Source organism: Alteromonas sp. ABH4_453 (genome assembly GCF_056160665.1).
Window position 1 is genome coordinate 496,994 of the sequence record NZ_JBSWXP010000001.1, and the last position, 24,411, is coordinate 521,404.

General features: G+C 44.9%; 22 protein-coding genes. 11 read left to right on the forward strand and 11 right to left on the reverse strand.

Annotated elements, in window-relative coordinates:
• Positions 1-70: 70 nt before the first annotated feature.
• The 3 genes from prsK to ACXAGV_RS02115 all read right to left on the reverse strand — a co-directional run bounded on the left by prsK (position 71) and on the right by ACXAGV_RS02115 (position 5,624).
• Positions 71-2,143, reverse strand: coding sequence for an XrtA/PEP-CTERM system histidine kinase PrsK (gene prsK / locus ACXAGV_RS02105; RefSeq protein WP_474871457.1), 2,073 nt, complete (start codon positions 2,141-2,143; stop codon positions 71-73).
• A gap of 146 nt (positions 2,144-2,289) precedes the next feature.
• The gene (locus ACXAGV_RS02110) at positions 2,290-3,414 is read right to left on the reverse strand and encodes a beta-ketoacyl-ACP synthase III (RefSeq protein WP_474871460.1); all 1,125 of its coding nucleotides are present in this window, start codon (positions 3,412-3,414) and stop codon (positions 2,290-2,292) included.
• A gap of 407 nt (positions 3,415-3,821) precedes the next feature.
• Positions 3,822-5,624, reverse strand: coding sequence for a choice-of-anchor I family protein (locus tag ACXAGV_RS02115; RefSeq protein WP_474871462.1), 1,803 nt, complete (start codon positions 5,622-5,624; stop codon positions 3,822-3,824).
• Positions 5,625-6,028: 404 nt separating this feature from the next.
• On the opposite strand from ACXAGV_RS02115, the gene ACXAGV_RS02120 reads away from it, so the two are divergent.
• Positions 6,029-6,826 (forward strand): M48 family metallopeptidase, encoded by a 798-nt coding sequence (locus ACXAGV_RS02120; protein ID WP_474871464.1) that lies wholly within the window; start codon positions 6,029-6,031, stop codon positions 6,824-6,826.
• Between the two features lie 109 nt (positions 6,827-6,935).
• Here the strand turns inward: ACXAGV_RS02120 and ACXAGV_RS02125 are convergent, their stop codons facing one another.
• Positions 6,936-7,778 carry a mechanosensitive ion channel family protein gene (locus ACXAGV_RS02125; protein ID WP_474871466.1) on the reverse strand — a complete coding sequence of 281 codons (843 nt, stop codon included), beginning with the start codon at positions 7,776-7,778 and terminating at the stop codon, positions 6,936-6,938.
• Between the two features lie 783 nt (positions 7,779-8,561).
• Between ACXAGV_RS02125 and ACXAGV_RS02130 the strand changes: the two genes are divergently transcribed.
• The 4 genes from ACXAGV_RS02130 (at position 8,562) to ruvX (ending at position 11,501) form a co-directional block, all read left to right on the forward strand.
• Positions 8,562-9,290: a 16S rRNA (uracil(1498)-N(3))-methyltransferase gene (locus tag ACXAGV_RS02130; RefSeq protein WP_474871468.1), complete on the forward strand. Its 729-nt coding sequence runs from the start codon at positions 8,562-8,564 to the stop codon at positions 9,288-9,290.
• A 138-nt stretch (positions 9,291-9,428) separates the two neighbouring features.
• Complete coding sequence (gene gshB / locus ACXAGV_RS02135) at positions 9,429-10,382, forward strand: glutathione synthase (protein WP_474871470.1); 954 nt, start codon at positions 9,429-9,431, stop codon at positions 10,380-10,382.
• 128 nt (positions 10,383-10,510) lie between these two features.
• Positions 10,511-11,077 (forward strand): YqgE/AlgH family protein, encoded by a 567-nt coding sequence (locus ACXAGV_RS02140; RefSeq protein ID WP_474871472.1) that lies wholly within the window; start codon positions 10,511-10,513, stop codon positions 11,075-11,077.
• Positions 11,070-11,501, forward strand: coding sequence for a Holliday junction resolvase RuvX (gene ruvX / locus ACXAGV_RS02145; protein ID WP_014980071.1), 432 nt, complete (start codon positions 11,070-11,072; stop codon positions 11,499-11,501). Before ACXAGV_RS02140 ends, ruvX begins: the two co-directional genes overlap by 8 nt.
• A 46-nt stretch (positions 11,502-11,547) precedes the next feature.
• Here the strand turns inward: ruvX and ACXAGV_RS02150 are convergent, their stop codons facing one another.
• The 3 genes from ACXAGV_RS02150 to ACXAGV_RS02160 form a co-directional block, all read right to left on the reverse strand.
• Positions 11,548-11,865, reverse strand: coding sequence for a putative signal transducing protein (locus ACXAGV_RS02150; RefSeq protein ID WP_474871474.1), 318 nt, complete (start codon positions 11,863-11,865; stop codon positions 11,548-11,550).
• 140 nt (positions 11,866-12,005) lie between these two features.
• Entirely contained in the window at positions 12,006-13,118 is a 1,113-nt protein-coding gene (locus ACXAGV_RS02155; protein WP_014977241.1) for a PilT/PilU family type 4a pilus ATPase, read from the reverse strand.
• Positions 13,119-13,126: 8 nt separating this feature from the next.
• On the reverse strand, positions 13,127-14,170 hold the full coding sequence (locus ACXAGV_RS02160) for a type IV pilus twitching motility protein PilT (RefSeq protein WP_136781966.1): 1,044 nt from the start codon (positions 14,168-14,170) through the stop codon (positions 13,127-13,129).
• Between the two features lie 27 nt (positions 14,171-14,197).
• Between ACXAGV_RS02160 and ACXAGV_RS02165 the strand changes: the two genes are divergently transcribed.
• From ACXAGV_RS02165 to ACXAGV_RS02185, 5 genes are all read left to right on the forward strand, one after another.
• The gene (locus tag ACXAGV_RS02165) at positions 14,198-14,884 is read left to right on the forward strand and encodes a YggS family pyridoxal phosphate-dependent enzyme (RefSeq protein WP_474871477.1); all 687 of its coding nucleotides are present in this window, start codon (positions 14,198-14,200) and stop codon (positions 14,882-14,884) included.
• A 72-nt stretch (positions 14,885-14,956) separates the two neighbouring features.
• Complete coding sequence (proC, locus tag ACXAGV_RS02170; protein ID WP_474871479.1) at positions 14,957-15,778, forward strand: pyrroline-5-carboxylate reductase; 822 nt, start codon at positions 14,957-14,959, stop codon at positions 15,776-15,778.
• Between the two features lie 21 nt (positions 15,779-15,799).
• Positions 15,800-16,336, forward strand: a complete 537-nt coding sequence (locus ACXAGV_RS02175; RefSeq protein ID WP_474871481.1) for a YggT family protein — start codon at positions 15,800-15,802, stop codon at positions 16,334-16,336.
• 96 nt (positions 16,337-16,432) lie between these two features.
• Positions 16,433-16,906, forward strand: a complete 474-nt coding sequence (locus ACXAGV_RS02180; RefSeq protein WP_474871483.1) for a DUF4426 domain-containing protein — start codon at positions 16,433-16,435, stop codon at positions 16,904-16,906.
• A gap of 331 nt (positions 16,907-17,237) precedes the next feature.
• Complete coding sequence (locus ACXAGV_RS02185) at positions 17,238-19,328, forward strand: oxidoreductase (protein WP_474871484.1); 2,091 nt, start codon at positions 17,238-17,240, stop codon at positions 19,326-19,328.
• Here ACXAGV_RS02185 and ACXAGV_RS02190 read toward each other — a convergent pair.
• The 3 genes from ACXAGV_RS02190 to ACXAGV_RS02200 form a co-directional block, all read right to left on the reverse strand.
• Positions 19,325-19,660, reverse strand: coding sequence for a VOC family protein (locus tag ACXAGV_RS02190; RefSeq protein ID WP_474871486.1), 336 nt, complete (start codon positions 19,658-19,660; stop codon positions 19,325-19,327). The genes ACXAGV_RS02185 and ACXAGV_RS02190 overlap by 4 nt on opposite strands.
• Before the next feature lie 200 nt (positions 19,661-19,860).
• Positions 19,861-21,705, reverse strand: coding sequence for a DUF885 domain-containing protein (locus ACXAGV_RS02195; RefSeq protein ID WP_474871488.1), 1,845 nt, complete (start codon positions 21,703-21,705; stop codon positions 19,861-19,863).
• Between the two features lie 229 nt (positions 21,706-21,934).
• Positions 21,935-22,576: a glutathione S-transferase family protein gene (locus tag ACXAGV_RS02200; protein WP_474871490.1), complete on the reverse strand. Its 642-nt coding sequence runs from the start codon at positions 22,574-22,576 to the stop codon at positions 21,935-21,937.
• Between the two features lie 429 nt (positions 22,577-23,005).
• Between ACXAGV_RS02200 and sodC the strand changes: the two genes are divergently transcribed.
• On the forward strand, positions 23,006-23,551 hold the full coding sequence (sodC, locus tag ACXAGV_RS02205; RefSeq protein WP_474871492.1) for a superoxide dismutase [Cu-Zn] SodC: 546 nt from the start codon (positions 23,006-23,008) through the stop codon (positions 23,549-23,551).
• A gap of 149 nt (positions 23,552-23,700) precedes the next feature.
• On the opposite strand, the gene ACXAGV_RS02210 is transcribed toward sodC, so the two are convergent.
• Positions 23,701-24,135, reverse strand: coding sequence for an OsmC family protein (locus ACXAGV_RS02210; RefSeq protein ID WP_474806673.1), 435 nt, complete (start codon positions 24,133-24,135; stop codon positions 23,701-23,703).
• Positions 24,136-24,411: the final 276 nt, after the last annotated feature.

A 24,411-nucleotide genomic window follows, 5' to 3' on the forward strand; every position in this document is an offset into this window, starting at 1 on the left:
TATTATTCTTCTTCACCCATCGAATGGGAGTGGATTTGATAATGCTTCATCCACTTTTTAGTTATGTACCCTATCCTATCGGAAAATACAGCGTAAAACAGCTACCGCGTCCAGGTTCACTTTGAACCGTCAGTTTGCCGCCGATAGACTCGATATATGTTTTTGCATCATATGCACCAATCCCCATACCAGCATTGCCTTTTGTGGTATCAAATGGCTTGAATAGTCGCTCTTCCATAAACGCTTTATCCATACCTGACCCTGTATCTTCTATCAAAACTAGCTGCGTTTTGCTGTCAGAATTTCCAGTAATCACCACGTCGACTTCTCCGTCATCTGCGGTTGCCTGCTGAGCGTTGCTGATTAGGTGATAAAGCACGTTTGCCACCTTATCCTTATCAACCGTCACGGCCGTTTCTTTTAGCACATGAACTGTTGGTAGCGGACGTAAACCTGAACAGCGGTTGTCGACCACATCTTTGGCCAGCTCCGAAATCATAAATTCTGAGTTTACACCTTCTTCAACGGCCTTCTTATCAGTCAGCTGCTTTAGCATTTTTTCCATTCTTGCCTTAGTATGCTCCAAGGTTTCGAAGGTGTCTTCGATAAATTCAGGGTTGTGTTTGTGCTGTTGAGCATTGGCAAGAATAAGGTCGACTTGAGCAAGTACATTTTTTAAGTCATGTAAAACGAACGCAGACATTCGGTTGAACGCTGCAAACTGAGCATTTTCTGCGACCACTTGTGCCGCCTCGTGATGCTGCATGTACGTGCCTACTTGCTCAGAAACGGCGGTTAGATAGTCTTTCACTTCCCAATTTAAACTGATTTTTTCATTGTCTCCTGACGCAAGAACAGCAAATCCCCATAGCTTCCCCTCTTTTAAGAAAGGCACGAAGAGTTGGTAGCCCCATACTTTTAGTGCATCTCTATCTAGCTTTAACCCTTCGTAGTCGAATGGTTTGACGAGGTAGGCATCCGTATCAATGATCCATCCATTTTTGTCGCTGTAACTTGCAAGCGTTTCCAACGTTGTGCAGGTAGCGTTGTTTTCTTTTGAATCAGTTGACGACTCATTGTTAACTGTTGACGCAGTGTTTGTGATAGGTGATGCCTTAGCCAGGCATTCATAGCCATTCTGCGTTACTTTAAATAGCAGACCTGACTCATATTGAATGGCGTTAAGCATTCCTGTTAGGCCAGCGTGGTAAACATCTGATGAGGTATCCCCTGCACGTGTTAACCACTGCGTTAATTTCACCCATTCAACGCGGTAGTCGAACTGATTCGCAAAGAAATGTTTAGTGATAAATACTTTTATTTTAGTGCGAAAGCCGTTGGACAAGAATACAGTGGCGAGCAATGCAAATGACATCACAACCAATATGATTTGAACCGTCGCTCCCCAGTTGCCACCCATGTAATTTATGGCATAGCCGACAACAGCCATCACAAAAAGATAACCGCCCGCCACTAAGAGTAGAGAGCTGTGCAACACCACGTCCCGCGAGATAAAGATATCAATGCCCCAGTGATGAATTCGTCGAATGGATATGACGAGTAAGGGCATTAACAAGAAGTAAATATAGCCTCGTGCCGCTATGTAGCCAATTTCCACCTGGTTAACCATAGTAGCGTTTGCATAGGTAACGAACTCAAACAGGTTGGTTGCTCCCAGATAAATAATGATGGGCTTAAACGCCCACTGCTCACGCCCCGCTTGTCGATACACAACTTCCAGAAGTACAAGCACTTCTAATGACAGCACGATCAGTACAAGAAAGCTCCACGCGGGATTTACTACCAATAGATAAGGGGCTAGCAATGCGGCTAGTGCGGGGGCAATAATAATTAACGTTACAGGGCGTTTCAGAACGTCGAAGATGTTGCTAAAGCTGGTCTGTATACAGCCAGCTAAAAAGAGTAGCCATGCGAGCTGCTTAAGCACGTCAGCGCTGAGTAACCAGCTTAGCGAGATAGGTCCAAATAACGAAGTGATTAAGGTTGTAGACCATAAAAAGGTGGCTGCGGTCGCCAATACCAATAAATGCTTGGCTACGCCGGGTTTGCGTACCGTTAACAACAGCAATAAAAGGGCTAAGTGCGCCAGACTATTTAACCCATAGCCTACATCTGAAATCATCCTTTTATCTCACCTTTATTATCATTATTTAGGAGATGAAATACAGGGAGGCGCATTGATGCAACGTCCCTGAAACCTTCGATATACAGCACATAACGTTTTCAGCTAGGTACGGTGCGCAGGCATCGCCCGCGCTATGATAAAAACTATCGTTTACGGATCACTAGTGAGCCAATTGAATACCCTGCACCGAAAGAGCAAAGTACTCCCACGTCACCGGCAACCAGGTCTTCATGGTTTAAACCAAACGCAATCACTGAGCCCGCAGAAGCAGTGTTGGCAAACTCGTCTAAAACAATTGGCGCTTCGGTACGGTCAGCATCGCGACCTAACAGGCGTTTGCAAATCAAGGTGTTCATATTGATATTAGCTTGGTGAAGCCACCAACGCTTGACGCCCTCTGGCGTAATGTCGTGACTCGCTAAATGCGCTTCAATATGCGCGGCTGCCAATGGACACACTTCCTTGAAAACTTTGCGACCCGCTTGATGGAACAGCTTATCAGGTCCATACGGATCAACATCTTCGGCACGTGTCATGTAGCCAAAATTAGAACGAATATTGTTTGAGAATTTCGTCAATGCCTTGGTGCTTAGCACATCGTACACGTGCTCACTTTTGGCGGTTTCAGCAAGCTCAAGCACAGTCGCCGTAGCCACATCGCCAAAAATAAAGTGACTGTCGCGATCAGCGTAGTTAATTTGCGGTGAGACCAACTCAGGGTTAATAACCAACACGCGAGTCGCATTTTTCGCGCTCAGCATTTCATAGGCGCGATGCATACCGAACGTTGCTGCAGAACAAGCAACTAACATATCGAAACCAAACCCTTCAATATTAAGGGCTTCTTGTACTTCAATTGCAATCGCAGGATAAGCACGCTGGGTGTATGCACACGACACAATCACAGCATCAATCTCATCGGCAGAAACATTGGCGGATGCCAGAGCTAACTTGGCCGCTTCGACGGCAATTTCGGCTTGGTGAGAAAGTTCGTCATCTGCTCGAGGGGCAATCTTAGGCTTCATTCGAGTGATGTCTAGCGCCCCCTCTTTTTGATAGATGTAGCGACTTTTAATTCCCGATGCTTTTTCGATGAACTCTGCACTTGAATAAGGCATTGCTGCTACATCACCTGATTCGATTTGCGCTTTATTTTCTTCGTTAAACGCATCTACGTAAGCATTGTAGCTATCTACGAGCTCTTCGTTAGTTATACTGTCTTTAGGGTGCCATACACCCACACCACTAATCACAACTTGCTGAGACATAGGCATTCTCTATTATTTGATAGCACTATGGCGGTATTAAGCATTGCGTTACTCTGTGTCCTAAACGCATCTATACCAGTGCAATTGAGCCTAATCGTATTTACCTTTAAAAATACGACTGCGTTTTATGGGTTATAGCTTACCTTAATCCTTAAACGGTGTAACCATAGGGAACGCAAGGAAAGTTCAATTCCTCTGTTTAATACCAGCCCGCATAGATTGTTACCCACTCAGCGAGACTTAAAATGTTCGTAATCGTGGTGTGTTATGGCAGGTATAGTGGCTCTACATCAAGATTACACAGCAAAGAGTAAAGACATTTTAAACTTGTCCTTCGGGAAAGTCTGGCGCGCTACCAATAAAAAACCCCGCTTCAAAGCGGGGTTTCATGTAATCAATGCGGGAGCTTACAGCTGGTTGATTTGCCACACCGTTACTGTGCCGCTGACTTCGTTGCCTACAACAAGAAGAGGCACACCACTTGGGCTGTTTTCAGCGCTAACAAAAACCAGGCTTTCTGGCGCTAAGTCACCAATGACATCGTCGCTTGTCAAACCTTCGGTTAGGTCACGGTTAATTACATATTCTGCAAATTGAACGTCATAAGGGTTAGTAACGTCGTATACGAAAATACCTCCCATGCGCTCTGTGCCGATAAACGCGTAAGTGCGATCGCCAACTTGCCCCACGGTTAACGCCTCTGGCTCAGGCCCCTTATTTTCAGAGCGCGAGTCGCTTGCATTTTCATCGTCCCCATTGTTGAACTGCGCCCCATGAACCGACGCTGTAATACGTTCAAAATCATCACCCGAGTCATAAACCACTAAACCATTTTGATCCCAGATAGTGAATGAACGTGCACCGTAAGCGTACGCTGCATCGTACTCGCCGTTTCCGTCAGCATCACCCATAGCTGAAGTTACACGTAAGTCGTCCGCTTCACCTGTCGCCTGTAGCATAGCTAATTCAGAGTTGGCGGCAGCGGTAAGATCTTCTACTTTAACTTCGTCTGTATAAGCTAGACAGCCATCATCTTCGTCGAAATCTACACCACCAGCAGCAGTACATGCCGCTGCATCGGCAGCTTCAAAGAAATACTCTCTGGCATCGCCTTCGTTCGCGGTTATGATAAAAGTTGCATCTTTCCACGTAAAGTTAGCGATAGTGTCAGGCTGATATACCCCATAAAGGCCGGTATATTGTCCAAAACTAACCGCATCGTTTTCTTGAATATCAATGTTAAGCCCCGCCCAAGATTTAGTGCCAAGACCAACAACATCAACGGTTAATTCTTCTAAATCTAAGATTGCTAGTCCATTGTTTTCCTGAAGGCTCACGTAAGCGACGTCGTTGGTAGCCGTGATATATTCAGGTTCAAGATCTTTCGCAACCGTAGAGGTAATTGCAGTACCATTAATAGTCTGGCCCGCCGGATTTGGGAACATCATTCCCTGTGCCATCAAATCGGCTTCAGTACCATTGAACGCTGTGAAACCTACTGTAGTACCAGTTTCTTCAGGCTCTCCGCTGGCTAGAATATTAATAACAGTAATTGAGCCTTCTGGATCGATGGTGTAGTCATCAGAAGGCTCGCCTTCATTCGCCACTAACACCTTACCACCGTCAGGGGTAAAAGTGACCATATCAGGTAGAGCGCCTACTTCCACAGAGTCTAAAAATACAGGAGATGAGCTATCTAAACCGCTATAAAACAGCACATAACCATTGTCTGTTTTAACATCCGCAGGCACAGCAACAGCCATGAGATCACCGCTTATTGCAATACTTGTTAGGCTACCTAGCGTTACACCGTTAATATCAGCAGGCAATTCGATAGTGGTTGGCGTAAGTGTGGTTGTATTGATTGGATCTGACATTGTAGCCGTGTTAACGCTAGAAGCATCAATAACCGCAACTGTGTTAGTTTCACCGTTTGTGGCGTAAATAGTACTGGTACCAGCATGGTACTGAACAATTTCAGCTGCTGTTTGATTGCCTAAAAAGGCGCGCCCAACGATATCCATCGCAATACCAATAGAAGCATCGGTGCCATCGCTGCCATCAGTGCCTGGTTCACCTTGTTCACCCTGCGGGCCCTGTGCTCCAGTCTCACCCTGAGCACCATCGTCACCATCAAGGCCGCATCCTGTGAGCGCTGCTGAAACTAAAAATGCGAGTAATCCATACTTAAACTTATTACGCACTGCCATTTGCTTTCCTTTTTATTCGTTTTTGTTGTACGTCGGAGGTCCGAGAAATCTGAAGTTTCTAGTCCTAGTACACCAGAAAATTTATGTAACTTCTATGTATAAATTAGAATCAGTTTATGACACAAATATTAAGAAGGCAAAAGCGTGTAACTTTTCTATAAAAAAGCAACTATTTACGTATTTAAACACCAATTGTAAGTATATATGTCTGTCAGCTTTGCAATTTAATTGATTCAATAGGTCAGCTCGAAAGCTGCATATAAGCGCTTTAGCGCGAACGTCTAGTTTTCTTTATTCGTTCTATCTGATACTAATACTGCTAAATAGACGTACAAACTGTGAGGCATTTCTTTTTTGTAGCTGAAATACAAAAATGGTGTCTTCGGTAAATAAAAGGATTAACCATGAAATTGAAATTCACTGCGTCAGCGGTTATTGCTGCTGCACTTACACTAACCGCCTGTGCTACCTCACCTACAGGCAGGAACCAAGTACTACTGTACTCAGAAACTCAGTTAGCGCAAATGGGCGACCAAGCTTTTTCTGGCATGAAAGAAGAACTTAAAATTTCTAACAAAGCAGTACAGAACTCCTATGTGGAATGTGTTGCAAACGCCATTACGGCCCAAGTGCCCAAGAGTGTTTTTGGCGGTCAGTGGGAAGTGGTAGTATTTGACGATGAGCAGGTCAATGCATTCGCATTACCAGGCGGAAAGATAGGTGTTTACACAGGACTACTCAACGTGGCAGAAAACCAACACCAACTCGCGGCGGTAATCGGACATGAAGTTGGACACGTTATAGCAGAGCATGGTAACGAGCGTATGTCTCAATCAACACTGATTAATGTAGGTAGTCAAGCGGTAGGTCAAATACTGGCTGCGAACGAAGTACCTCAATCAGGCCCTATAATGGCTGCAATTGGTTTAGGCGTCCAAGTAGGTGTTCAGCTCCCGTTTAGCAGAACGCACGAGTCAGAAGCTGACGTCATCGGTCTTCAGCTGATGGCGAAGTCTGGGTTTGACCCAAGACAATCTGTGAACTTGTGGCAAAACATGGATGCTGCAAGCGGTGGTAACCGCCCGATGGAGCTTCTGTCTACCCACCCTGCTCCGCAGACAAGAATTGATAACTTACAAGCAAATATGCCCGCAGCCTATGCCGACTATCAGGCCACTGCTTATAGACCTAAATGTAAATAAAGGTGCAACCTTATAAAAGTATATATTGTTTAGCGTCTAAATAGCTGACTCGTTATTGAGGCAAAAAAAACGCTGCATCTAGCAGCGTTTTTTGTTTTCAAGATAGCGATTACTCGCTGTCTGTTTTGTGTAGGTGCACGTCCATTTGCGGGAATGGAATTGAAATGCCTTCTTCATCAAAACGCAGTTTAACGTTTTCAGTAAAATCGAATTTAACACCCCAGAAATCTGCAGCATTTACCCAAGGGCGCACTACAAAATTTACGCTGCTGTCAGCCAGTTCAGATACAGCAATTTTCGGCGCTGGTTCTGCAAGAATACGCTCATCAGCCGCCACCATTTCCTCAAGAATTCTTTTCGCTTTAAGAAGGTCAGCGTCGTAACCGATACCCACAACCATGTCCACACGGCGTGTGTCTCTTGCTGAATAGTTAGTGATATTACCACCGTAAATGTTGCCATTAGGAACAATAATTTCTTTATTGTCTGGTGTATTCATAGTCGTCGTGAAAATACCGATCTTAACAATAGAACCAGCAGTACCAGCCGCCTCTACAAAATCACCCGCTTTAAACGGTTTGAAAACAAGTAGCATTACACCTGCAGCAAAGTTCTTCAGTGAATCTTGTAGTGACAGGCCAATCGCTAAACCAGCCGCACCTAAAATGGCCACAAGTGAAGTAGTATCTACGCCTAGTTGATCAAGTGACGCAACAATGACGAATAGCATCAAGATTGCGCTAATTATCGCCTCTAGGAAATCTACTAACATGTCATCATATTTAGACTTAGCCATTAGGCGTCTAAATACAGATAAAATAAATCCAACTACGATCTTACCAACAACATAAATCGCAATCGCCATTAAAATATTAATACCCCATGGAATGGCGTAGTCGTTTATGTACCTTTCAACATCGCTTGCTGAAAAAAGCGAAAGTTTCTCTTCCATAATATGGTCCTTGTCATGGTTTGTTGTAATTAACGCAAATACGTTAGCAGCTAATCGTATTATCACCAATACTTAATAGGTCCAAACAACGTAAATTCGCTCTAAAGTCTAAGCCACATAGGCTATTGATAGTGCTAGCATTATCCTAAAGTAGCGATGTATGACGTCATTCATTACCACTTCATAGACTAAAGTTTGAGTATATTTCTTAGTAATTGTCACACGCATGTCACCTAACATTTTTACTATTTCATACCGAAGCCTTGATGCGCTTTTTCCAATTTATTGGAAGTTACCGAGTATTAAGATATTTTTCTTGATGATTTTTTAGTCACAAAGTTTTAGACTAAAGTCTTATAAGAATTAAAGCATGCTATCTACTTCGATACACTTGCTCTTAGTTTCTTACGAACGGGCTTTAGCAAACTATGTCAATTAAAGGATTAACGCATGTTGCTTCTATTAACCCTATTTTCAGTCGTTTTGTGTTTATTTTTATATTCACTACGCACTGATAAGGGAAAACACACCAAGTATGCAAGAGCGGACTACCGCCCAGAACCAACATCGAAGTCTTCTTCCACCGTGTTGAAACCAACTTCGAACAACTCTTCGCCTTCTGCTGCGTAGAGTTAATTTACGAGTAAGGCTATTTAAAAATAGGCCGCATGCTGTTGTTTATGTAAGTATTTGCTCAATTATTTACATGCTGCAGTCGACAGCATTGCAACCTATACCTGCACACACGTATGATACGCATCAAAACCAAACACACGATTTATTATGCGTATACCAAGAGTTTATTACCCCAATCCAATTCCGTTAGAGCAAGAGTTTGAGTTAACTGAAGACGCCGGTCATCACATCGCGACGGTACTGCGCATAAAACCCAACCGCCCTATTGTGCTTTTTAATGGCGACGGCAATGAATACAGTGCGCAAATTATTAGCGTTCAAAGAAAAAAAGTGACGGTTGAAGCCGACGCTTGTTTATCGCTAGCGAAAGAGTCCCCACTTCATTTGCACTTAGGTCAAGGTGTATCTAAAGGCGATAGAATGGATACCGTGCTACAAAAAAGCGTGGAACTTGGCGTATCAGAAATAACGCCCGTGATCACTGAACGCTGTACGGTTAAACTCGACGAGTCGCGCTGGGAAAAGAAAGTTCAGCAATGGCAAAAGATTATTATTGGCGCCTGTGAACAAAGCGGTCGCAACATTATTCCCGTTCTAAATGCTCCGGTTAGTCTTAATCAATGGTTGTCGTCTTCAACCAATACCACAAGATTAGTTCTCGCACCTGGCGCAGAGCAAAGCTTGGCAAGACAACCTTATAATGCTCAAGGCTTTCGTTTGCTTATTGGCCCTGAAGGTGGGTTATCTGAAACAGAAATTCATCAGGCAAACGAAAACGGCTATCAGTCGGTGAGTTTGGGCCCACGTATTTTGCGCACCGAGACAGCAGCGATTACAAGCCTGAGTATTCTTCAAGCTCAGCACGGTGACTTCTAAGTCCGTATTTTAGGCAGCTTTATAACCAGCATAGTGCTGGCTCAGTAACTTGAAGAATTCAGGTGTGACCCCATATATGTTTAAAATCAGCTGGGCCACCTGAGCCGGCATTTTATCAACATTCAAGGTGAAAACATTATGCAATATACCGTTGGCGTAATTATGGACCCCATCGCGAGCATTAAGCCACATAAAGATACAAGCTTTGCGATGATGCTTGAAGCTCAGCGCCGCGGTGCAAAGGTTATATATTTTGAATTAAAAGACCTGTATTTAGACAACGGTAAGCCTATGGGTTTAGGTAAAACCGTATCGGTCAAGGATCAAGCTACAGATTTCTACACCATTGAAGACGAGTCTACGTTGTATTTAGGCGACATTGATGTGTTACTCATGCGCAAAGATCCTCCTTTTGACAGCGAGTTTTTGTATGCAACTCAGATCCTGTCGCTTGTGCAGGATGCGGGAGCGCTAGTTGTAAATAACCCTCAAGCGCTTCGCGACTACAACGAGAAGTTGTTCACGTCATACTTCCCAGAACACATTCCCAATACGTTAGTCACGAACAACCAAGCGCTTGTCCGTGAGTTTCACGCCAAACACCAAGACATTATTTGCAAACCCTTAGACGGTATGGGCGGCGCGTCTATTTTTAGAGTGAAGCCTGACGGCAATAACTTAGGCGTTATTATTGAAACCCTAACCAAGCTAGGCACGCGCTACATGATGGTGCAAGAGTACCTACCAGAGATTAAAGACGGCGATAAGCGCGTTCTCATCGTTGATGGTGAAGTCATGCCGTACTGCCTAGCGCGACTGCCTACGAAAGGGGAAACCAGAGGTAATCTAGCCGCTGGCGGTACAGGACGCCCTCAGCCAATCTCAGATTCTGACCGCGCTCTAGCCGAAGCCATTGCGCCTACGCTCAAGGAAAATAACATTTTATTTGTAGGACTTGATGTTATTGGCAGCAAAATTACTGAAATAAACATTACTAGCCCAACTTGCGTAAGAGAAATAGAAGCAGCTTACGATGTGAATATAATGGGTGCGCTGTTTGACGCCATTGAAAAGCGCTTAGCCAGTAAATAAAGTAAGGTTGTATTGGTAACACAGAGCAGTTCGTACCGCAAAAAGCAAATATGAGTGGATAGAGCGCCTTTCGTTTCAATAGTGTAAAGGCACTTACAGAGCAAAAGATAGTAGATAAAAGACAAACTATGACGGAATTAAAAAGCCTACAAAATCATTTTCTGGTCGCGATGCCTAGTTTGGACGATCCGTACTTTTCTCGCTCACTCATTTATATTTGTGAACACAATGCTGAAGGTGCTATGGGTATTGTAGTAAATCAGCCCTCCACCATGAACGTGAAGCAGCTTCTTGAACAGACTGATAAAGAACTCGCTGTGTCTGACGACAAAGCAGAGCAAATCGTGCTGGCTGGCGGCCCTGTAAGCCAAGAGCGAGGTTTTGTGCTGCACTCGTCGCAAAGAGAATGGGCATCTAGCTTAAAGCTTGCACCAGGGGTTATGGTGACCACCTCCAAGGACATTTTGACTGCTATTGCCAATGATGAAGGCCCTGAAGACGTTTTGATTGCTTTGGGGTACGCGGGCTGGACAGCCGGTCAGCTTGAGAAGGAAATGCAGGAAAACGCATGGCTCACCATCGAAGCTGACGAAGAAATTCTGTTTAACACGCCTATGCACAAGAAATGGCAAGCAACAGTAAATAAACTCGGTGTGGATGTATGGCAGCTAGCACCGGGAGCGGGACATGCCTGATATAGGAAACCGTACGGTACTTGCGTTTGATTTTGGTACTAAAAGCATTGGCGTGGCGGTAGGTCAGGAAATAACCGGCACGGCTTCCCCTCTTGCAGCGCTGAAGGCACGAGACGGTATTCCTGATTGGACGTTAATAGAAAAGCTATACGAAGAATGGCAACCGCATATCGTGGTGGTGGGTTTACCGCTGAATATGGATGGTACTGAGCAGGAGATGACTCAACGCGCCCGCAAGTTTGCAAACCGTCTACATGGGCGTTTTAAAGTGGCCGTTGACACCTGTGATGAGCGACTGACTACCACAGACGCTAAAGCCATGCTGTTTGAGTTAGGTGGTTATAAGAAACTGACTAAAGATAAGGTTGATAGTGTGTCAGCCTGCGTAATATTCGCTAGCTGGAGCGAGAGTCAGTACGAATAATTGTTAGGGCCTGTTGACCTTTGTATGCTGCTGGCTCTTGCTGTTATTACTTTTCTGCCCCACACTGCCAACAGACATCAAAAGCGGGGCCGTTTTGTTCACTGCATTCACCACAAATCCAGTCTTCACTAGGTACTGCTTTATCGTTTGATTTCTGAATGAAGAGCTCAATAACTTTCGACGCTCTTACATACCAGCTGTCGTCAACGAGCCACACTTCCTGCTGAGAATCTTGCCAAGGCAGCTCTCCGATAGCGCCACTGGCAAACTCATTTTTTACCATATACGGAATAGATAAAGCGTCAAGCTCGCTGCGGACCGCTTGAAGTTCAAAAGCGTCTTGTGAAGTGAAGAGTTTTTTCAATGGCTACCCTCTTGTTAAACACAAAAGCAGCCCATGGGCTGCTCATCGTGCGAGAAAAACGTGTCTATCTACTGCTTTAACTCAGTAAGCGTTTCAAATGCAGCTCCCCTCTAGAGCGATTTCAGCATAAAGCGAAAGCATTAGTCATCCATATCAATAGATACATTTGACAGTGTACCCAAACTAGAACCGTCGCTGGTATCAAGCTTGATCATTAAGCGCAGATCGTTTGGCGAGTCGGCGTGGTGCAGCGCTTGGTCCATATCAATCTTACCCGCTTTGTACAAATCATACAGCGCCATATCAAAGCTCTGCATGCCCTGCTCTTTGCCTTTTTTCATTGCTTCTTTTAACGCGCCTATTTCATTGCGCTGTATTAGGTCGCGCACTAGCGGCGAATTAAGTAGTATTTCTATTGCCGCAACCCTGCCCTTGCCGTCTGGCGTAGGTACTAGTTGCTGCGCAACAATGGCGCGGATGTTTAAGCTTAAGTCAAAGCGCAACTTATCGTGCTGATCTTTCGGCGCTAAATGCATAATACGTTCAATAGCTTGGTTCGCGTTGTTAGCGTGCAGCGTAGCCACACACAAATGCCCCGTATCAGCAAACGACATGGCATATTCCATGGTTTCCATTGAGCGAATCTCACCAATCAGAATGACGTCAGGCGCCTGACGTAGCGAACTTTTAAGGGCGTCGTCGAAAGACTGAGTATCTATGCCCACCTCGCGCTGGGTAATAACACAGTTCTTATGCTCGTGCACAAACTCAATAGGGTCTTCAATAGTCAGTATATGCCCGTGCGAATTTTCATTTCTATGCCCAATAAGCGCAGCCAATGACGTTGATTTACCCGTGCCTGTTCCACCTACAAATAGAACAAGACCACGTTTAGCCATAATAATTTCTTTTAATACTCGTGGCAGACCCAAATCATCAGCTTTGGGAATTTGTGTCACGATTCGGCGGATAACCATACCTGCTTGGTCACGCTGCCAAAATGCAGAGCAACGAAAACGACCAATGCCCTCTCGTACTATGGCGAAATTACATTCTTTGGTGGTGTGAAACTCATTCTGCTGTTTTTCAGTCATCGCTTCGTGAACCAGCGCCAGCGATGCCTCTTCCGAGGTCGCGCTTTCTGTCACTGGCGTCAATTTGCCATTAATTTTGGCGCTGACAGGGAAGCCCGCTGTTACGAATAAGTCCGATGCGTTGGTATCGACCATTTTTTGTAGTAGTGAATCGAGCATAATGGCCTCTAGAAATTATTCATTGACTGTTTATCAACTGATTTTGCAGCCGCGTCTTGTTTAGTAATCACCCCCATCGCCACTAAGCGCTGAAGACATTGATCCATGGTTTGCATACCGTGAGCCTGACCCGTTTGAATAACTGAGTACATTTGAGGCACTTTATCTTCTCGAATAAGGTTACGAATAGCGGGGATCCCTACCATGATTTCATGGGCTGCAACACGGCCTCCCCCCACTTTCTTAAGCAGGGTTTGTGAAATTACCGCGCGCAATGATTCCGACAACATAGAGCGCACCATGGCTTTTTCTTCTGCTGGGAAAACGTCAATGATACGGTCAATGGTTTTTGGCGCAGAGTTGGTGTGTAGTGTGCCGAATACTAAATGGCCGGTTTCGGCAGCTGAAATGGCAAGGCGTATGGTCTCTAAGTCACGTAGCTCACCTACCAGAATAACGTCGGGGTCTTCACGAAGTGCCGAGCGCAGAGCGTTATTAAACGAGTGCGTATCGCGGTGCACTTCCCGCTGGTTTACCAAGCTAAGCTTGTTGTCGTGAACGAATTCGATTGGATCTTCAATAGTAAGAATATGTTCTCGCTTATGGGTGTTGATATGGTCGACCATAGCCGCAAGCGTGGTACTTTTACCTGAACCGGTGGCGCCTGTCACAAGAACAATACCCGTAGGCTGGTTAATGATATCTTTAAATATTTCAGGCGCGCCTAAGTCGTCCAGCGTTAGTACTTTACTTGGAATGGTACGCAATACCGCCGCGGCGCCTCGGTTTTGCACAAATGCGTTAACACGAAAGCGCGACAGGCCATTCACTTCAAAAGAAAAATCGGTTTCTAGGTTTTCTTCGTATTCTTTGCGCTGCATGTCATTCATAATCTCATAAACGAGACCATGAACTTGTTTGTGATCGAGGGCAGGCACGTTCAGCTTACGCATCTCGCCATCTACACGAATTATTGGTGGTAGGCCCGCTGATAAGTGTAAATCTGAGGCGTTATTCTTAACACTGAAAGCCAAAAGTTCGGTAATATCCACAACCACTTCTCCAAAAAAAGGTGAATAATGCAAACAATAGCAGAAAGACTAGATTCCGCACGAAAAGGAATAGACCAAACCGCTAACAGTGCACATCGTCCACCAAATTCCGTTAAATTGCTAGCGGTTAGCAAAACAAAACCCGTATCAGATATCATGGAAGCGTATGAAGGCGGACAACGTATGTTCGGCGAAAATTACGTGCAGGAAGGTGTTGAAAAGGTTCAGGAACTTTCTCACTTAAGCGATGTAGAGTGGCACATGATTGGTCCAATTCAGTCGAATAAAACCAAAGTAGTAGCCGAACACTTTGACTGGGTACAGTCTGTAGACAGAGAAAAAATTGCCCGCCGCTTGAACGAGCAGCGGCCTGACTCAATGCCGCCGTTAAACGTGTGCATTCAGGTTAATATTGATGACGAAGAGAGTAAGTCAGGGGTAGCCCTAAGTGAATTAGATGCGCTAGTGGAGTTTATTAACTCTCAAGAGCACCTGACCTTGCGCGGACTAATGGCCATTCCCAAAGCCAACCCTAGTGAAGAACAGCAGCGCGCTACACTAACTAAGCTAAAAGAATTATTTGACCACTACCATACATCACTGAGCAATTTTGATACCCTATCCGTAGGAATGAGTAGTGATATGGCAGAAGCGATTCAACACGGGTCGACCATGGTGCGCATCGGCACCGCTATTTTCGGTGAACGAAACTAGTGCGGGCCAACCTAACAGGTAGTGCTTCGCCTCACTACACAGACTTAAACGCAACCAACAAATAGGATTTACATGCAACAGAAAAAATTAGCATTTATTGGCGCGGGTAACATGAGCCGCAGCATCATCAGTGGTCTTATCAAATCAGGGTACGCGAAAGAAAACATTCTTGCGGCAAACCCTTCCACACCAAAGTTAGACGGCCTGAAGGCCGAGTTTGGTATTCACACCACACAGTCTAATGATGAAGCCTGCCAATTCGCTGATGCCATAGTGCTTGCGGTAAAACCACAAATAATGGGTGATATGTGCGGCGAACTGCAAAAAAATAACGACCTGTCAGGTAAGTTGTTTTTAAGTATCGCAGCCGGTCTACCCGTTGCTAGATTACAAGAGATGCTAGGTGGTCAGCACCCTGTTGTTCGTATTATGCCAAATACCCCAAGCTTGTTGGGCAAAGGCATGTCTGGGATGTATGCCGACGACACGGTTTCTGAATCTGACAGACAATATGTTGACGATGTAATGAACAGCGTTGGCGAAACCGTTTGGGTAGAAAAAGAAGATGGCATTAACGGTGTTATCGCCGCAGCAGGCAGCAGCCCAGCCTACTTCTTCTTGTTCTTACAAAATATGCAGGAAGAAGCCATGAACATGGGCTTTGATAAGGCGCAATCTCGCTTAATGGTTCAACAAGCGATGTTAGGCGCAGCAGAAATGGTTTGTAACAACCCAGACCTTGAATTGAGTGAGCTTCGTGCCCAAGTTACGTCAAAGGGTGGCACGACAGCTGAGGCCGTAAATACCTTCATTAATGAAGGCTTAAAAGATATTGTCAGCAAATCGATGCGCGCTGCCGTAGCGCGTGCTGAAGAAATGGCAAAACAGCTATAACGTTTTTAGGAAAAACATAACATGAATGCAACGGTATTTTTGGTTGATACCTTATTTAGCCTTTATTTGATGGTGGTTATTCTGCGCCTTTGGTTACAAATGGTACAGGCAGACTTTTATAACCCAATGAGTCAATTTGTAGTAAAAGCAACCCACCCTATTGTGGGGCCGTTGCGACGTGTTATCCCGTCAATTGGCAGATTCGACACCGCCACCTTTGTGTTGGCGATAGCGGTATGCGCGCTTAAGCTAATAACCCTAGGGTTAATGTTTGGCGGTAGTCTCAACCCAGTCGGCATTGCGATTTTATCAGTGATTGGCGTGATAAAAGAAACCCTGTCGTTAATGTTCTGGGTGTTGCTACTGCGCGCTATTTTAAGCTGGGTGTCACAAGGTCAGTCTCCGGTTGACTATGTTCTGTATCAGCTAACCGAGCCGTTTTTAGCGCCAATACGCAAAGTCATTCCACCATTAGGCGGTTTGGACTTATCAGTGCTTATTGCCATCATCGCATTACAGTTTTTACAGCTTCTGATCCAAGACACTTTCCCTATGTAACTAATGTCAGTTGAAGACACTGTTAGGGAAAGTGTTGGTTTTGCAGTTTGGTTCATAGAGTAAAACAAGCTGTAATGGGTAAAAATTGAAAATAAGATGAAGGCAGAGGTAGTTTCTATCATGGGTAGAATAAAACAAATCAAAAAAGCTTACGTAGCACTTCTTGCGATGGCTATGTCATGCTTGAGCTTTTCCGCATTTGCCGAGCAGAAGCAAACGCTTGGTGAATGGGATGTTCATTATATGGTGGTAAGTACGCCATTTCTCACACCTGAAGTGGCGGCTAGCTACGGCATTGTGAGAAGTAAGTTTAATGCGTTGGTTAACATTTCGGTGTTAGACAAAGTTTCCGGTGAAGCGCAACGAGCAGACGTAACGGGTACGGCTAAGAATCTGTTAGGTAACTCGCGTAAGCTGACTTTTAAGAAGGTGGAAGAAGGTGATGCTATCTATTACCTTGCCGTGTTGCCATTTCGCGATCAGGAAACCTTCAGGTTTGAGATTGACGTTCAAAAAGATAGCAGCAAACAAACGCTTAAGTTCCAGCAAAAAATGTACGTCGACGAGTAATTTATAAGGCGAGTACTGCTTTAATAATGCCGATATCATAAGTAAGCGCTAACCTATAACGCATACATACTTGTGATAAAAAGCAATGATTAATGAAGCGAGATATCCGTTAGTCCGGTATCTCGCTTTTTTATTATGTTAAAAATAAGGTAACTGCACTTTACCAATTGAATGTGGTGGTAAATAATCAGAGCAACTGGTCGGGCAAGTTAGTGTGGTCGGATTATGTGTAACCATTAGCACTTAAATCACGAAAGACAGATGAGCACTGCGCCGCGGCAAAGAGCGACATGCACTAACTGCCTTCATAGCAAATAAAAAGAGAACAATTATGAATACGCCCTCGTCTCAGATCGTATCTCAGACAGCTACACCGCAATCTGCCCACAATTCAGAACAACGCTCACCTTACTTCCCTAACCTATTAGCTCCGTTAGATTTGGGCTTTACTCAACTTCGCAACCGTACCCTAATGGGTTCAATGCATTTAGGTTTGGAAGAAGAGAAAGGCGGATTTGACAAACTTGCTGCGTTTTACGCTGAGCGAGCAAGAGGTGGTGCGGGGCTAATCGTAACAGGTGGTATTAGCCCTAATATTTCAGGTTGGGTAGCCCCCTTTGCTGGCAGAATGACCCGCTCTCGCCACGCGAAAAAGCACCGTGTTATTACCGACGCTGTGCATAAGGAAGACGGCAAAATTTGCATGCAAATATTGCATTCAGGCCGTTACGGTTATCACCCACTTGCTGTTTCGGCTTCACCTATGAAGTCGCCTATTACCCCTTTTAAGCCTCGCGAATTGTCCTCACGTGGCGTAAGAAGCACAATTAAAGATTACGTTAAATGCGCCAGCCTAGCTCAGAAGGCGGGTTATGACGGCGTGGAAATTATGGGTTCTGAAGGCTACCTAATAAATCAGTTTTTCTGTGAGCGCACCAATCACAGAAATGATGAATGGGGTGGCAGCTTAGAAAACCGCGCTCGCCTAGCGATTGAGATAGTAAAAGGTGTGCGCGAGAAAGTGGGCACTAACTTCATCATTATTTATCGCCTGTCTATGCTGGACTTAGTCGAAGGCGGCGCTAAGTGGGACGAAGTTGTATATTTAGCCAAAGAAATCGAAAAAGCAGGCGCTACGCTAATTAATACCGGTATTGGATGGCACGAAGCGCGGGTACCTACTATTTCAACATCGGTGCCTCGCGCGGCGTTTACCTGGATAACCGAACGCATGAAAAAAGAGGTGTCTATCCCTCTTATTACCACTAACCGTATCAATACGCCTGAAGTTGCAGAATTGGTACTCGCACAAGGCCATGCTGATATGGTATCGATGGCGCGACCTTTCTTGGCTGACGCTCACTTTGTAGCGAAGGCTATGCGCAATGAGTCTAAGCTAATCAACACTTGTATTGCCTGTAACCAGGCTTGCCTAGACCATGCATTCGAACAAAAGCGTGCAAGTTGCTTGGTAAACCCACAAGCGTGCTACGAGACAGAACTTACCTTTACCCCTACTCACAATAAGAAAAAACTAGCGGTAGTAGGTGCAGGGCCTGCGGGTTTGGCGTTTTCCATGTATGCCGCAGAGCGAGGTCACGAGGTACATCTATTTGATAAAGCCAGTGAAATTGGCGGTCAATTTAATTACGCCAAGCAAGTGCCGGGTAAAGAAGAGTTTTACGAAACCCTTCGCTACTTCGACAATCAACTTGCGAGAGTTGGCGTTACGATTCACCTTAATACCGAAGTAAACGCAAAGAGTCTTGTCGATGGGGGATTTGATGAAGTGGTGCTAGCCACCGGTATTAATCCTCGTACGCTTACAATTGAAGGGCACGACCACCCTAAAGTGATGAGTTATTTAGACGTATTGCGCGACCACAAGCCAGTAGGCAAGAAAGTGGCTATTGTTGGCGCCGGCGGCATTGGTTTTGATGTAGCAGAGTTCTTGGTTGAACACGAACATTTAGCTAAAGATAAAGAAAAATGGCTGGCGCATTGGGGTATAGATAAAGACTATGCGGCACCGGGTGCACTAAAAGAAAAAGCCATAGAGCCTTCTGAGCGGGAAGTGTATCTGCTACAACGGAAAACGTCTAAAGTAGGTAAAGGGCTGGGCAAAACTACGGGCTGGATCCATAGGCAATCATTGAAACACCACAATGTTCAAATGATAAACGGCGTGAGTTACGAGAAAGTGGACGATGACGGTCTGCACGTGCTGATTAACGACGCGCCTAAAGTACTGCCGGTCGATAACGTCATTGTATGTGCTGGCCAGGAGCCGTTTAAGCCTCTGCAACAACCTCTAGAAGAGGCAGGATTTACCGTGCACATTATCGGCGGTGCTGACGTTGCGGCTGAACTTGATGCTAAACGCGCTATCCGTCAAGGCGCTGAACTGGCAGCGCGAATTTAAAACTGATCGAACATGATAGCGTTGCCGTCCAGGTCTTTAACAATTAGATGCCCGGGGCCGCTATCGCCTTTCACAGGCACGTCTAAAGCGATGCCTTGTTGAACTAGATTTGCCTGAAGTGCCCTAACATCACTTGGGTTGAAAGTCATAATGTTATCTTCAAACATCCCTTCGAATAATCCAATCATGGTGGTGCCATTTTTCATCATTAACCATTTATCTTCCACCGAGCCGCATGAAGGCATGGCTTCGAAGCCCAAGGCCTCATAAAACGCCTTCGACTTGCTGATGTCTTTAACCGTTAAGCTTAACGAAAATAGCCCTAACTCCACCTTGTGCTTCCTTATAAGTACCAAATAATGATTAATTACTACTCTAGTGAAGCTTTTGAACAATATCACTGCCATTAGTCGCAAAAACAAAAAAGCCAGTAATACTGAATATTACTGGCTTTACGTCAAATATCGGCTTTTTACTGTTCTTAACCTAACGCTGATTGCGCTGTAAAAAGTTTAATTAAAGGTATTATTCCTTAACTTTTTTGACTAGCGATCCAGCGATCAATTTTCTGCTCAAGAATAGCAAGTGGAATGCCGCCCGTGTTTAACACTTGCGCGTGGAACTCACGGATATCGAAATCATCACCTAATACCTTCTCTGCGCGCGCGCGCAATTCTTGAATTTTAAGCGCGCCCACTTTGTAAGATAGCGCTTGCGACGGAATAGCAATATAACGCTCTACCTCGGCCACAACTTCTGTGCGGGTCATACCTGAGTTATCAAGCATAAAGTCGATGGCTTGTTCGCGGGTCCAGCCTTTCGCGTGAATACCTGTGTCTACCACTAAACGCATGGCGCGCAACTGCTCATCTTGAAGCGTGCCATAACGATTCCATGGATCGTCAAAGAACCCCATTTCATAACCCAGCGTTTCAGAATACAGCGCCCAACCTTCACCGAAAGCGGGTAGGAAGCTAAAGCGCATGAATGAAGGTAGCGCTTCATTTTCTTGTGCAAGACTTACTTGGAAATGGTGACCTGGCGCGCCTTCGTGTAGGTACAAGGTAACGTTGCCGGTGGTTAAGCGGCTAGGCAAATCGTAGGCATTAAAATAGAAAGTACCTGGACGAGAGCCGTCTGGCGTGCCCGGCTGATATGATCCACCCGCACTGAATTGCTCGATAGCAGGGTCGTAAGGTTTTATTTCTAGCTCAGACTTAGGCAATAAAGAAAAGTACTGATCAATTTTCTCGTCAACTTCACGGCCAATATCATAATAGCTCTGCGTTAGCGCTTCGCGGCTTTCAGGCTTGAACTTAGGATCGGTGCGTACATAGTCGAAGAATTCGTTTAATGTCCCTTCAAACTTCACTTCGTCCTTAATTTCAAGCATGTCATTTTTGATACGCTTAACTTCTTTTAAACCAAGATTATGCAGTTCATCCGGCGTCATTGGCAGTGTCGTTGAACCTTCCACCATCAATTGATAAAGCTTTGCACCACCTTTCATATCGCTAAGACCAATGCTTTCGCGGGCAACAGGCAAATACTCGTCGCGAAGGAAGTCGCGCATACGCGTGGTTGCATCGTAAATCTCTTGCGTTGCTTTCTCGTAGTCAGCAGTTAAACGGGCTTTTTCTTCGTCAGAGAAACTTTCTGGGAACATGGTAATTGGCCCCCAAAACTGTGACTCTTTAATTGGGATAGCCAGCTGAGTATCGAACTGCTTGATCACGCGATCGATAGTCAGCTTAGTTTCAAGAACACCGCTTTCCATGCCCTCGCGGAACTTTCCGATAGCGCGGTCAGAAATAGCAATGTAATCCTTATGGCGAGATAAGTTATTCTCGTAGTCTTCTACTGTTTTAAATGGCGCTGCGCCTTTTCCGCTGGCAAAGGTCGGATAGAATGTGTGAAACCCACTGAAGTGGTTAACAGGACGCACTTCCGTTAGCGCTTCAATCTCGTCACTCGACATCTTCAGCGAGCGCTCTTCGTTGTATTTGAACACGTCGTAAGCGAGCTTGTCGGTATCGCTTAACTTACTGCGGTCAATTTGTTTAAGCTCTGACAAATTCAGCAATGTCGCTGTTTTTCCCGCTAAAGCGTGAGAGTCTGTCAAAAAGTCGCCCATTCTGTCGGCATAACGCATGTCGCCACGAAAAATGGCCATAATTGGGTTTAGCTCAATATCACGCTGGTCAGCGGCTGCAAATAAAGCAAAAAGCTTCTCGTGCTCAGACGCTTCTTTTGACACTGAAGTACTTTTTGATGAACTCTGCATATTCGCGTTGCTGTGTTCATGTGCCGCAGCTGAGCTCAGGCCCAGTGCCATTGTTACTGCACTACTTACGAGTAGTGTTTTAAATGCTTTCATTTTTTGTTCCCTTGTTATTTCTTCGCTGTTTATGCTTATATTTCGCAAAAAAAGCGCTGTCGTTATGTGTTTTCTTGATTCTATATATCGCGTGATAAGCGCATTTAAACCTAATAATGCGTACCTGACGCCAGATATCAGGCATACCGCCTATACAATTCAGCGTTTACTTAATAAGTCACAGGTTCACACGGTATTTATTCATGTAAGGTTTTTCGGGCTGCACCATTTATTCAGGCAAACGAGCCATCTCTTTTCGCCACGCCCTCTCGTACGCCTCACGGCCTAACACACGTTGTGCGTACGCGGCTACATTGTCTGTTTTACCGTCTAGCGTGATATCTAGCTTGCTGCCTTTTGCCCATGCCAAAATATGACCTGCTATTATGTCGGCCATGGTAAACATGGTGCCACATACAAATTCTTTATCGCCCAGCATAGAAGAAAATACCGGCAATACGCGCTTAAACTCCCACACCGCTACATCACGCATTTGTTCAAGTCTTTGCTCTTTAGGCAACGCAAAGGTGTGCTTTGCTAAATTCCAAATGGGTTGCTCTAACTCATTGGTAAGAAACAACATCATTTCTTCATATTTGGCTCGCTCGAAGCTACCAGGCTCTGGAATGAATTCATGCATGCCGTGACGTTCAGCTAAAAAAGTGACGATAGCCGCCGATTCCGCCAAGGTACCTTCTGGGGTCGCAAGCGCTGGAATTTTCGAGGCTGGACTAATGGCTTGAAATTCTTCTGACAGGTGTTGCCCCTGCTTTAAGTCAACTAAGCTGTACTCAAAAGGTAAACCTAGCTCTTCCAGTGCCCATGCCACGCGAACCGAGCGGGTTTTCGGATAACCATAAAGTGTGTACATGCCTATGTCCTTTGATAGCACTAATTAGTGCTAACTGTAAGTCGAATAGGAAAAAAGTGCTACTGCCATATTGTTACTGAGTTTTAACACTGTAACTTCTGTATGACAGTGCCGCTTACCTATGGAGACGCTGCATATCCAAAGACGATATAAAGAGGTTGCCTACAAGGAGGGTGAAAAGAAGAAGGAAAAGCTAAAAAGCTAAAAAGCTAATGTAATAGTCGGTAACTTTTTCACGTAACCAATATAATGATTTCCGTAAATGCCAGTAACTATGCGCTAACACACAACTGGGTTGTGGCTTCAACGCCCGAGTATTCCTAGTCTTGCGTAGTATCCCTGAGTTATGCGCCACACTGGTTCACTTTATGCTCATCTAACTTCAATGCTTTTAACGAATTCGTTAATAATTGAGTGAAGGAGAACACGATGAAGAAACGTTTATTATCTACCTTAGCAGGTTCACTGACATTGGTGTTAAGTGCGAGCAGTTTCGCAGGCCATCATGATAGTAATGAAAAAGAAGTGATAATGAATAACCTAGAAACAGGGATGAGCATGGGCTCAGTATTGGTGAGCAGTTATGATGATGACGGTGTAGTATTTACGCCAAATCTTTCAGGGTTAACGCCGGGCATTCATGGTTTTCATGTTCATCAAAATGGCGACTGTTCACCAGCAATGAAAGATGGAAAAAAAGTGTTGGGCGGTGCAGCGGGCGGCCATTTCGATCCAGAGGATACCGGTAAACACCGTGCTCCTTGGTCTGAAAAGGGTCACGAGGGCGATCTACCCGTGCTTTATGTTAATGAAAATGGAAACGCGACCCAGCCTATCTTTGCACCAGAGCTTGAGTTAGATGATATTGAAGGCCGCGCCTTAATGATTCACGCAGGTGGCGACAATTACTCTGATTCACCTGAAAAATTAGGTGGCGGCGGCGATCGCGTAGCATGTGGCGTAATTGGGAAATAAACTAACGCCACCTCATGTTATGCAATCAACATCTTATACGAAAAAGCGGCTTCTAAAGCCGCTTTTTTATATTTCACTTGATAAAAATAACTTGCCTGCTCTTGTCTAACAGAGCGAGTCCTATCTATCAACAAGAATAGTGATAACCTCTATCCCTTATTCAATCGGTATTCCAATGTGATGTTGGCATTAAGAAGTTGAGATACTGGGCAATTTTCTTTTGCTTCCTGTGCAATTTTCTCAAACTCATCTTCGGTAATCCCTTCAACCTCAGCATCTAAGCTTAGTGCCGATTGAGTTATTTCAAAGCCGTCATCGTTTTTCTCTAAACTGATTTTTGCAGTGGTATTTAACTCGCCGTCATCGTATCCCGCGTCTGAAAGCGCAAAAGAAAGTGCCATGGTGAAGCAACTCGCATGCGCCGCACCAATTAATTCCTCGGGGTTGGTTCCCTTTCCATCTTCAAACCGCGTGTTAAAACCATAAGGCTGGTTCGATAAAGCACCGGTTTCCGTTGAAATACTGCCCTTCCCTTTTTTACCTAAAGGTTTATATGCTGCACTACCTGATTTGACTATCGACATATCATCTTTCCTTTCATTTCAACTAAACTGATTTTCATGTAGTTGGATAAGATGCAAGTGCTCTGCCGATCATAAGAAATCGCTCTATCCCTTGTCATAGGGGCTTTACAGCCCCGTCTTGTAAATGGGACGAATTAAAGACAGTTCCCTTTTTGAAAGAAGACTACAGAGTGAGATGAAAATTTTACTTACATCCTCCTAGTCTTTTTCTGAACCTATGCTTTCGCGCCAAGCCTCAAGCTTCGCAATGTGCGCTTAGAAAAAATGTTCGCTTGT

Bases quoted from the DNA above. Each gene is read 5' to 3' on its own strand.
- prsK (WP_474871457.1), bottom strand. From the start codon at position 2,143: ATGATTTCAGATGTAGGCTATGGGTTAAATAGTCTGGCGCACTTAGCC.
- ACXAGV_RS02110 (WP_474871460.1), bottom strand. From the start codon at position 3,414: ATGTCTCAGCAAGTTGTGATTAGTGGTGTGGGTGTATGGCACCCTAAA.
- ACXAGV_RS02115 (WP_474871462.1), bottom strand. From the start codon at position 5,624: ATGGCAGTGCGTAATAAGTTTAAGTATGGATTACTCGCATTTTTAGTT.
- ACXAGV_RS02120 (WP_474871464.1), top strand. From the start codon at position 6,029: ATGAAATTGAAATTCACTGCGTCAGCGGTTATTGCTGCTGCACTTACA.
- ACXAGV_RS02125 (WP_474871466.1), bottom strand. From the start codon at position 7,778: ATGGAAGAGAAACTTTCGCTTTTTTCAGCAAGCGATGTTGAAAGGTAC.
- ACXAGV_RS02130 (WP_474871468.1), top strand. From the start codon at position 8,562: ATGCGTATACCAAGAGTTTATTACCCCAATCCAATTCCGTTAGAGCAA.
- gshB (WP_474871470.1), top strand. From the start codon at position 9,429: ATGCAATATACCGTTGGCGTAATTATGGACCCCATCGCGAGCATTAAG.
- ACXAGV_RS02140 (WP_474871472.1), top strand. From the start codon at position 10,511: ATGACGGAATTAAAAAGCCTACAAAATCATTTTCTGGTCGCGATGCCT.
- ruvX (WP_014980071.1), top strand. From the start codon at position 11,070: ATGCCTGATATAGGAAACCGTACGGTACTTGCGTTTGATTTTGGTACT.
- ACXAGV_RS02155 (WP_014977241.1), bottom strand. From the start codon at position 13,118: ATGCTCGATTCACTACTACAAAAAATGGTCGATACCAACGCATCGGAC.
- ACXAGV_RS02165 (WP_474871477.1), top strand. From the start codon at position 14,198: ATGCAAACAATAGCAGAAAGACTAGATTCCGCACGAAAAGGAATAGAC.
- proC (WP_474871479.1), top strand. From the start codon at position 14,957: ATGCAACAGAAAAAATTAGCATTTATTGGCGCGGGTAACATGAGCCGC.
- ACXAGV_RS02175 (WP_474871481.1), top strand. From the start codon at position 15,800: ATGAATGCAACGGTATTTTTGGTTGATACCTTATTTAGCCTTTATTTG.
- ACXAGV_RS02180 (WP_474871483.1), top strand. From the start codon at position 16,433: ATGAAGGCAGAGGTAGTTTCTATCATGGGTAGAATAAAACAAATCAAA.
- ACXAGV_RS02185 (WP_474871484.1), top strand. From the start codon at position 17,238: ATGAATACGCCCTCGTCTCAGATCGTATCTCAGACAGCTACACCGCAA.
- ACXAGV_RS02195 (WP_474871488.1), bottom strand. From the start codon at position 21,705: ATGAAAGCATTTAAAACACTACTCGTAAGTAGTGCAGTAACAATGGCA.
- ACXAGV_RS02200 (WP_474871490.1), bottom strand. From the start codon at position 22,576: ATGTACACACTTTATGGTTATCCGAAAACCCGCTCGGTTCGCGTGGCA.
- sodC (WP_474871492.1), top strand. From the start codon at position 23,006: ATGAAGAAACGTTTATTATCTACCTTAGCAGGTTCACTGACATTGGTG.
- ACXAGV_RS02210 (WP_474806673.1), bottom strand. From the start codon at position 24,135: ATGTCGATAGTCAAATCAGGTAGTGCAGCATATAAACCTTTAGGTAAA.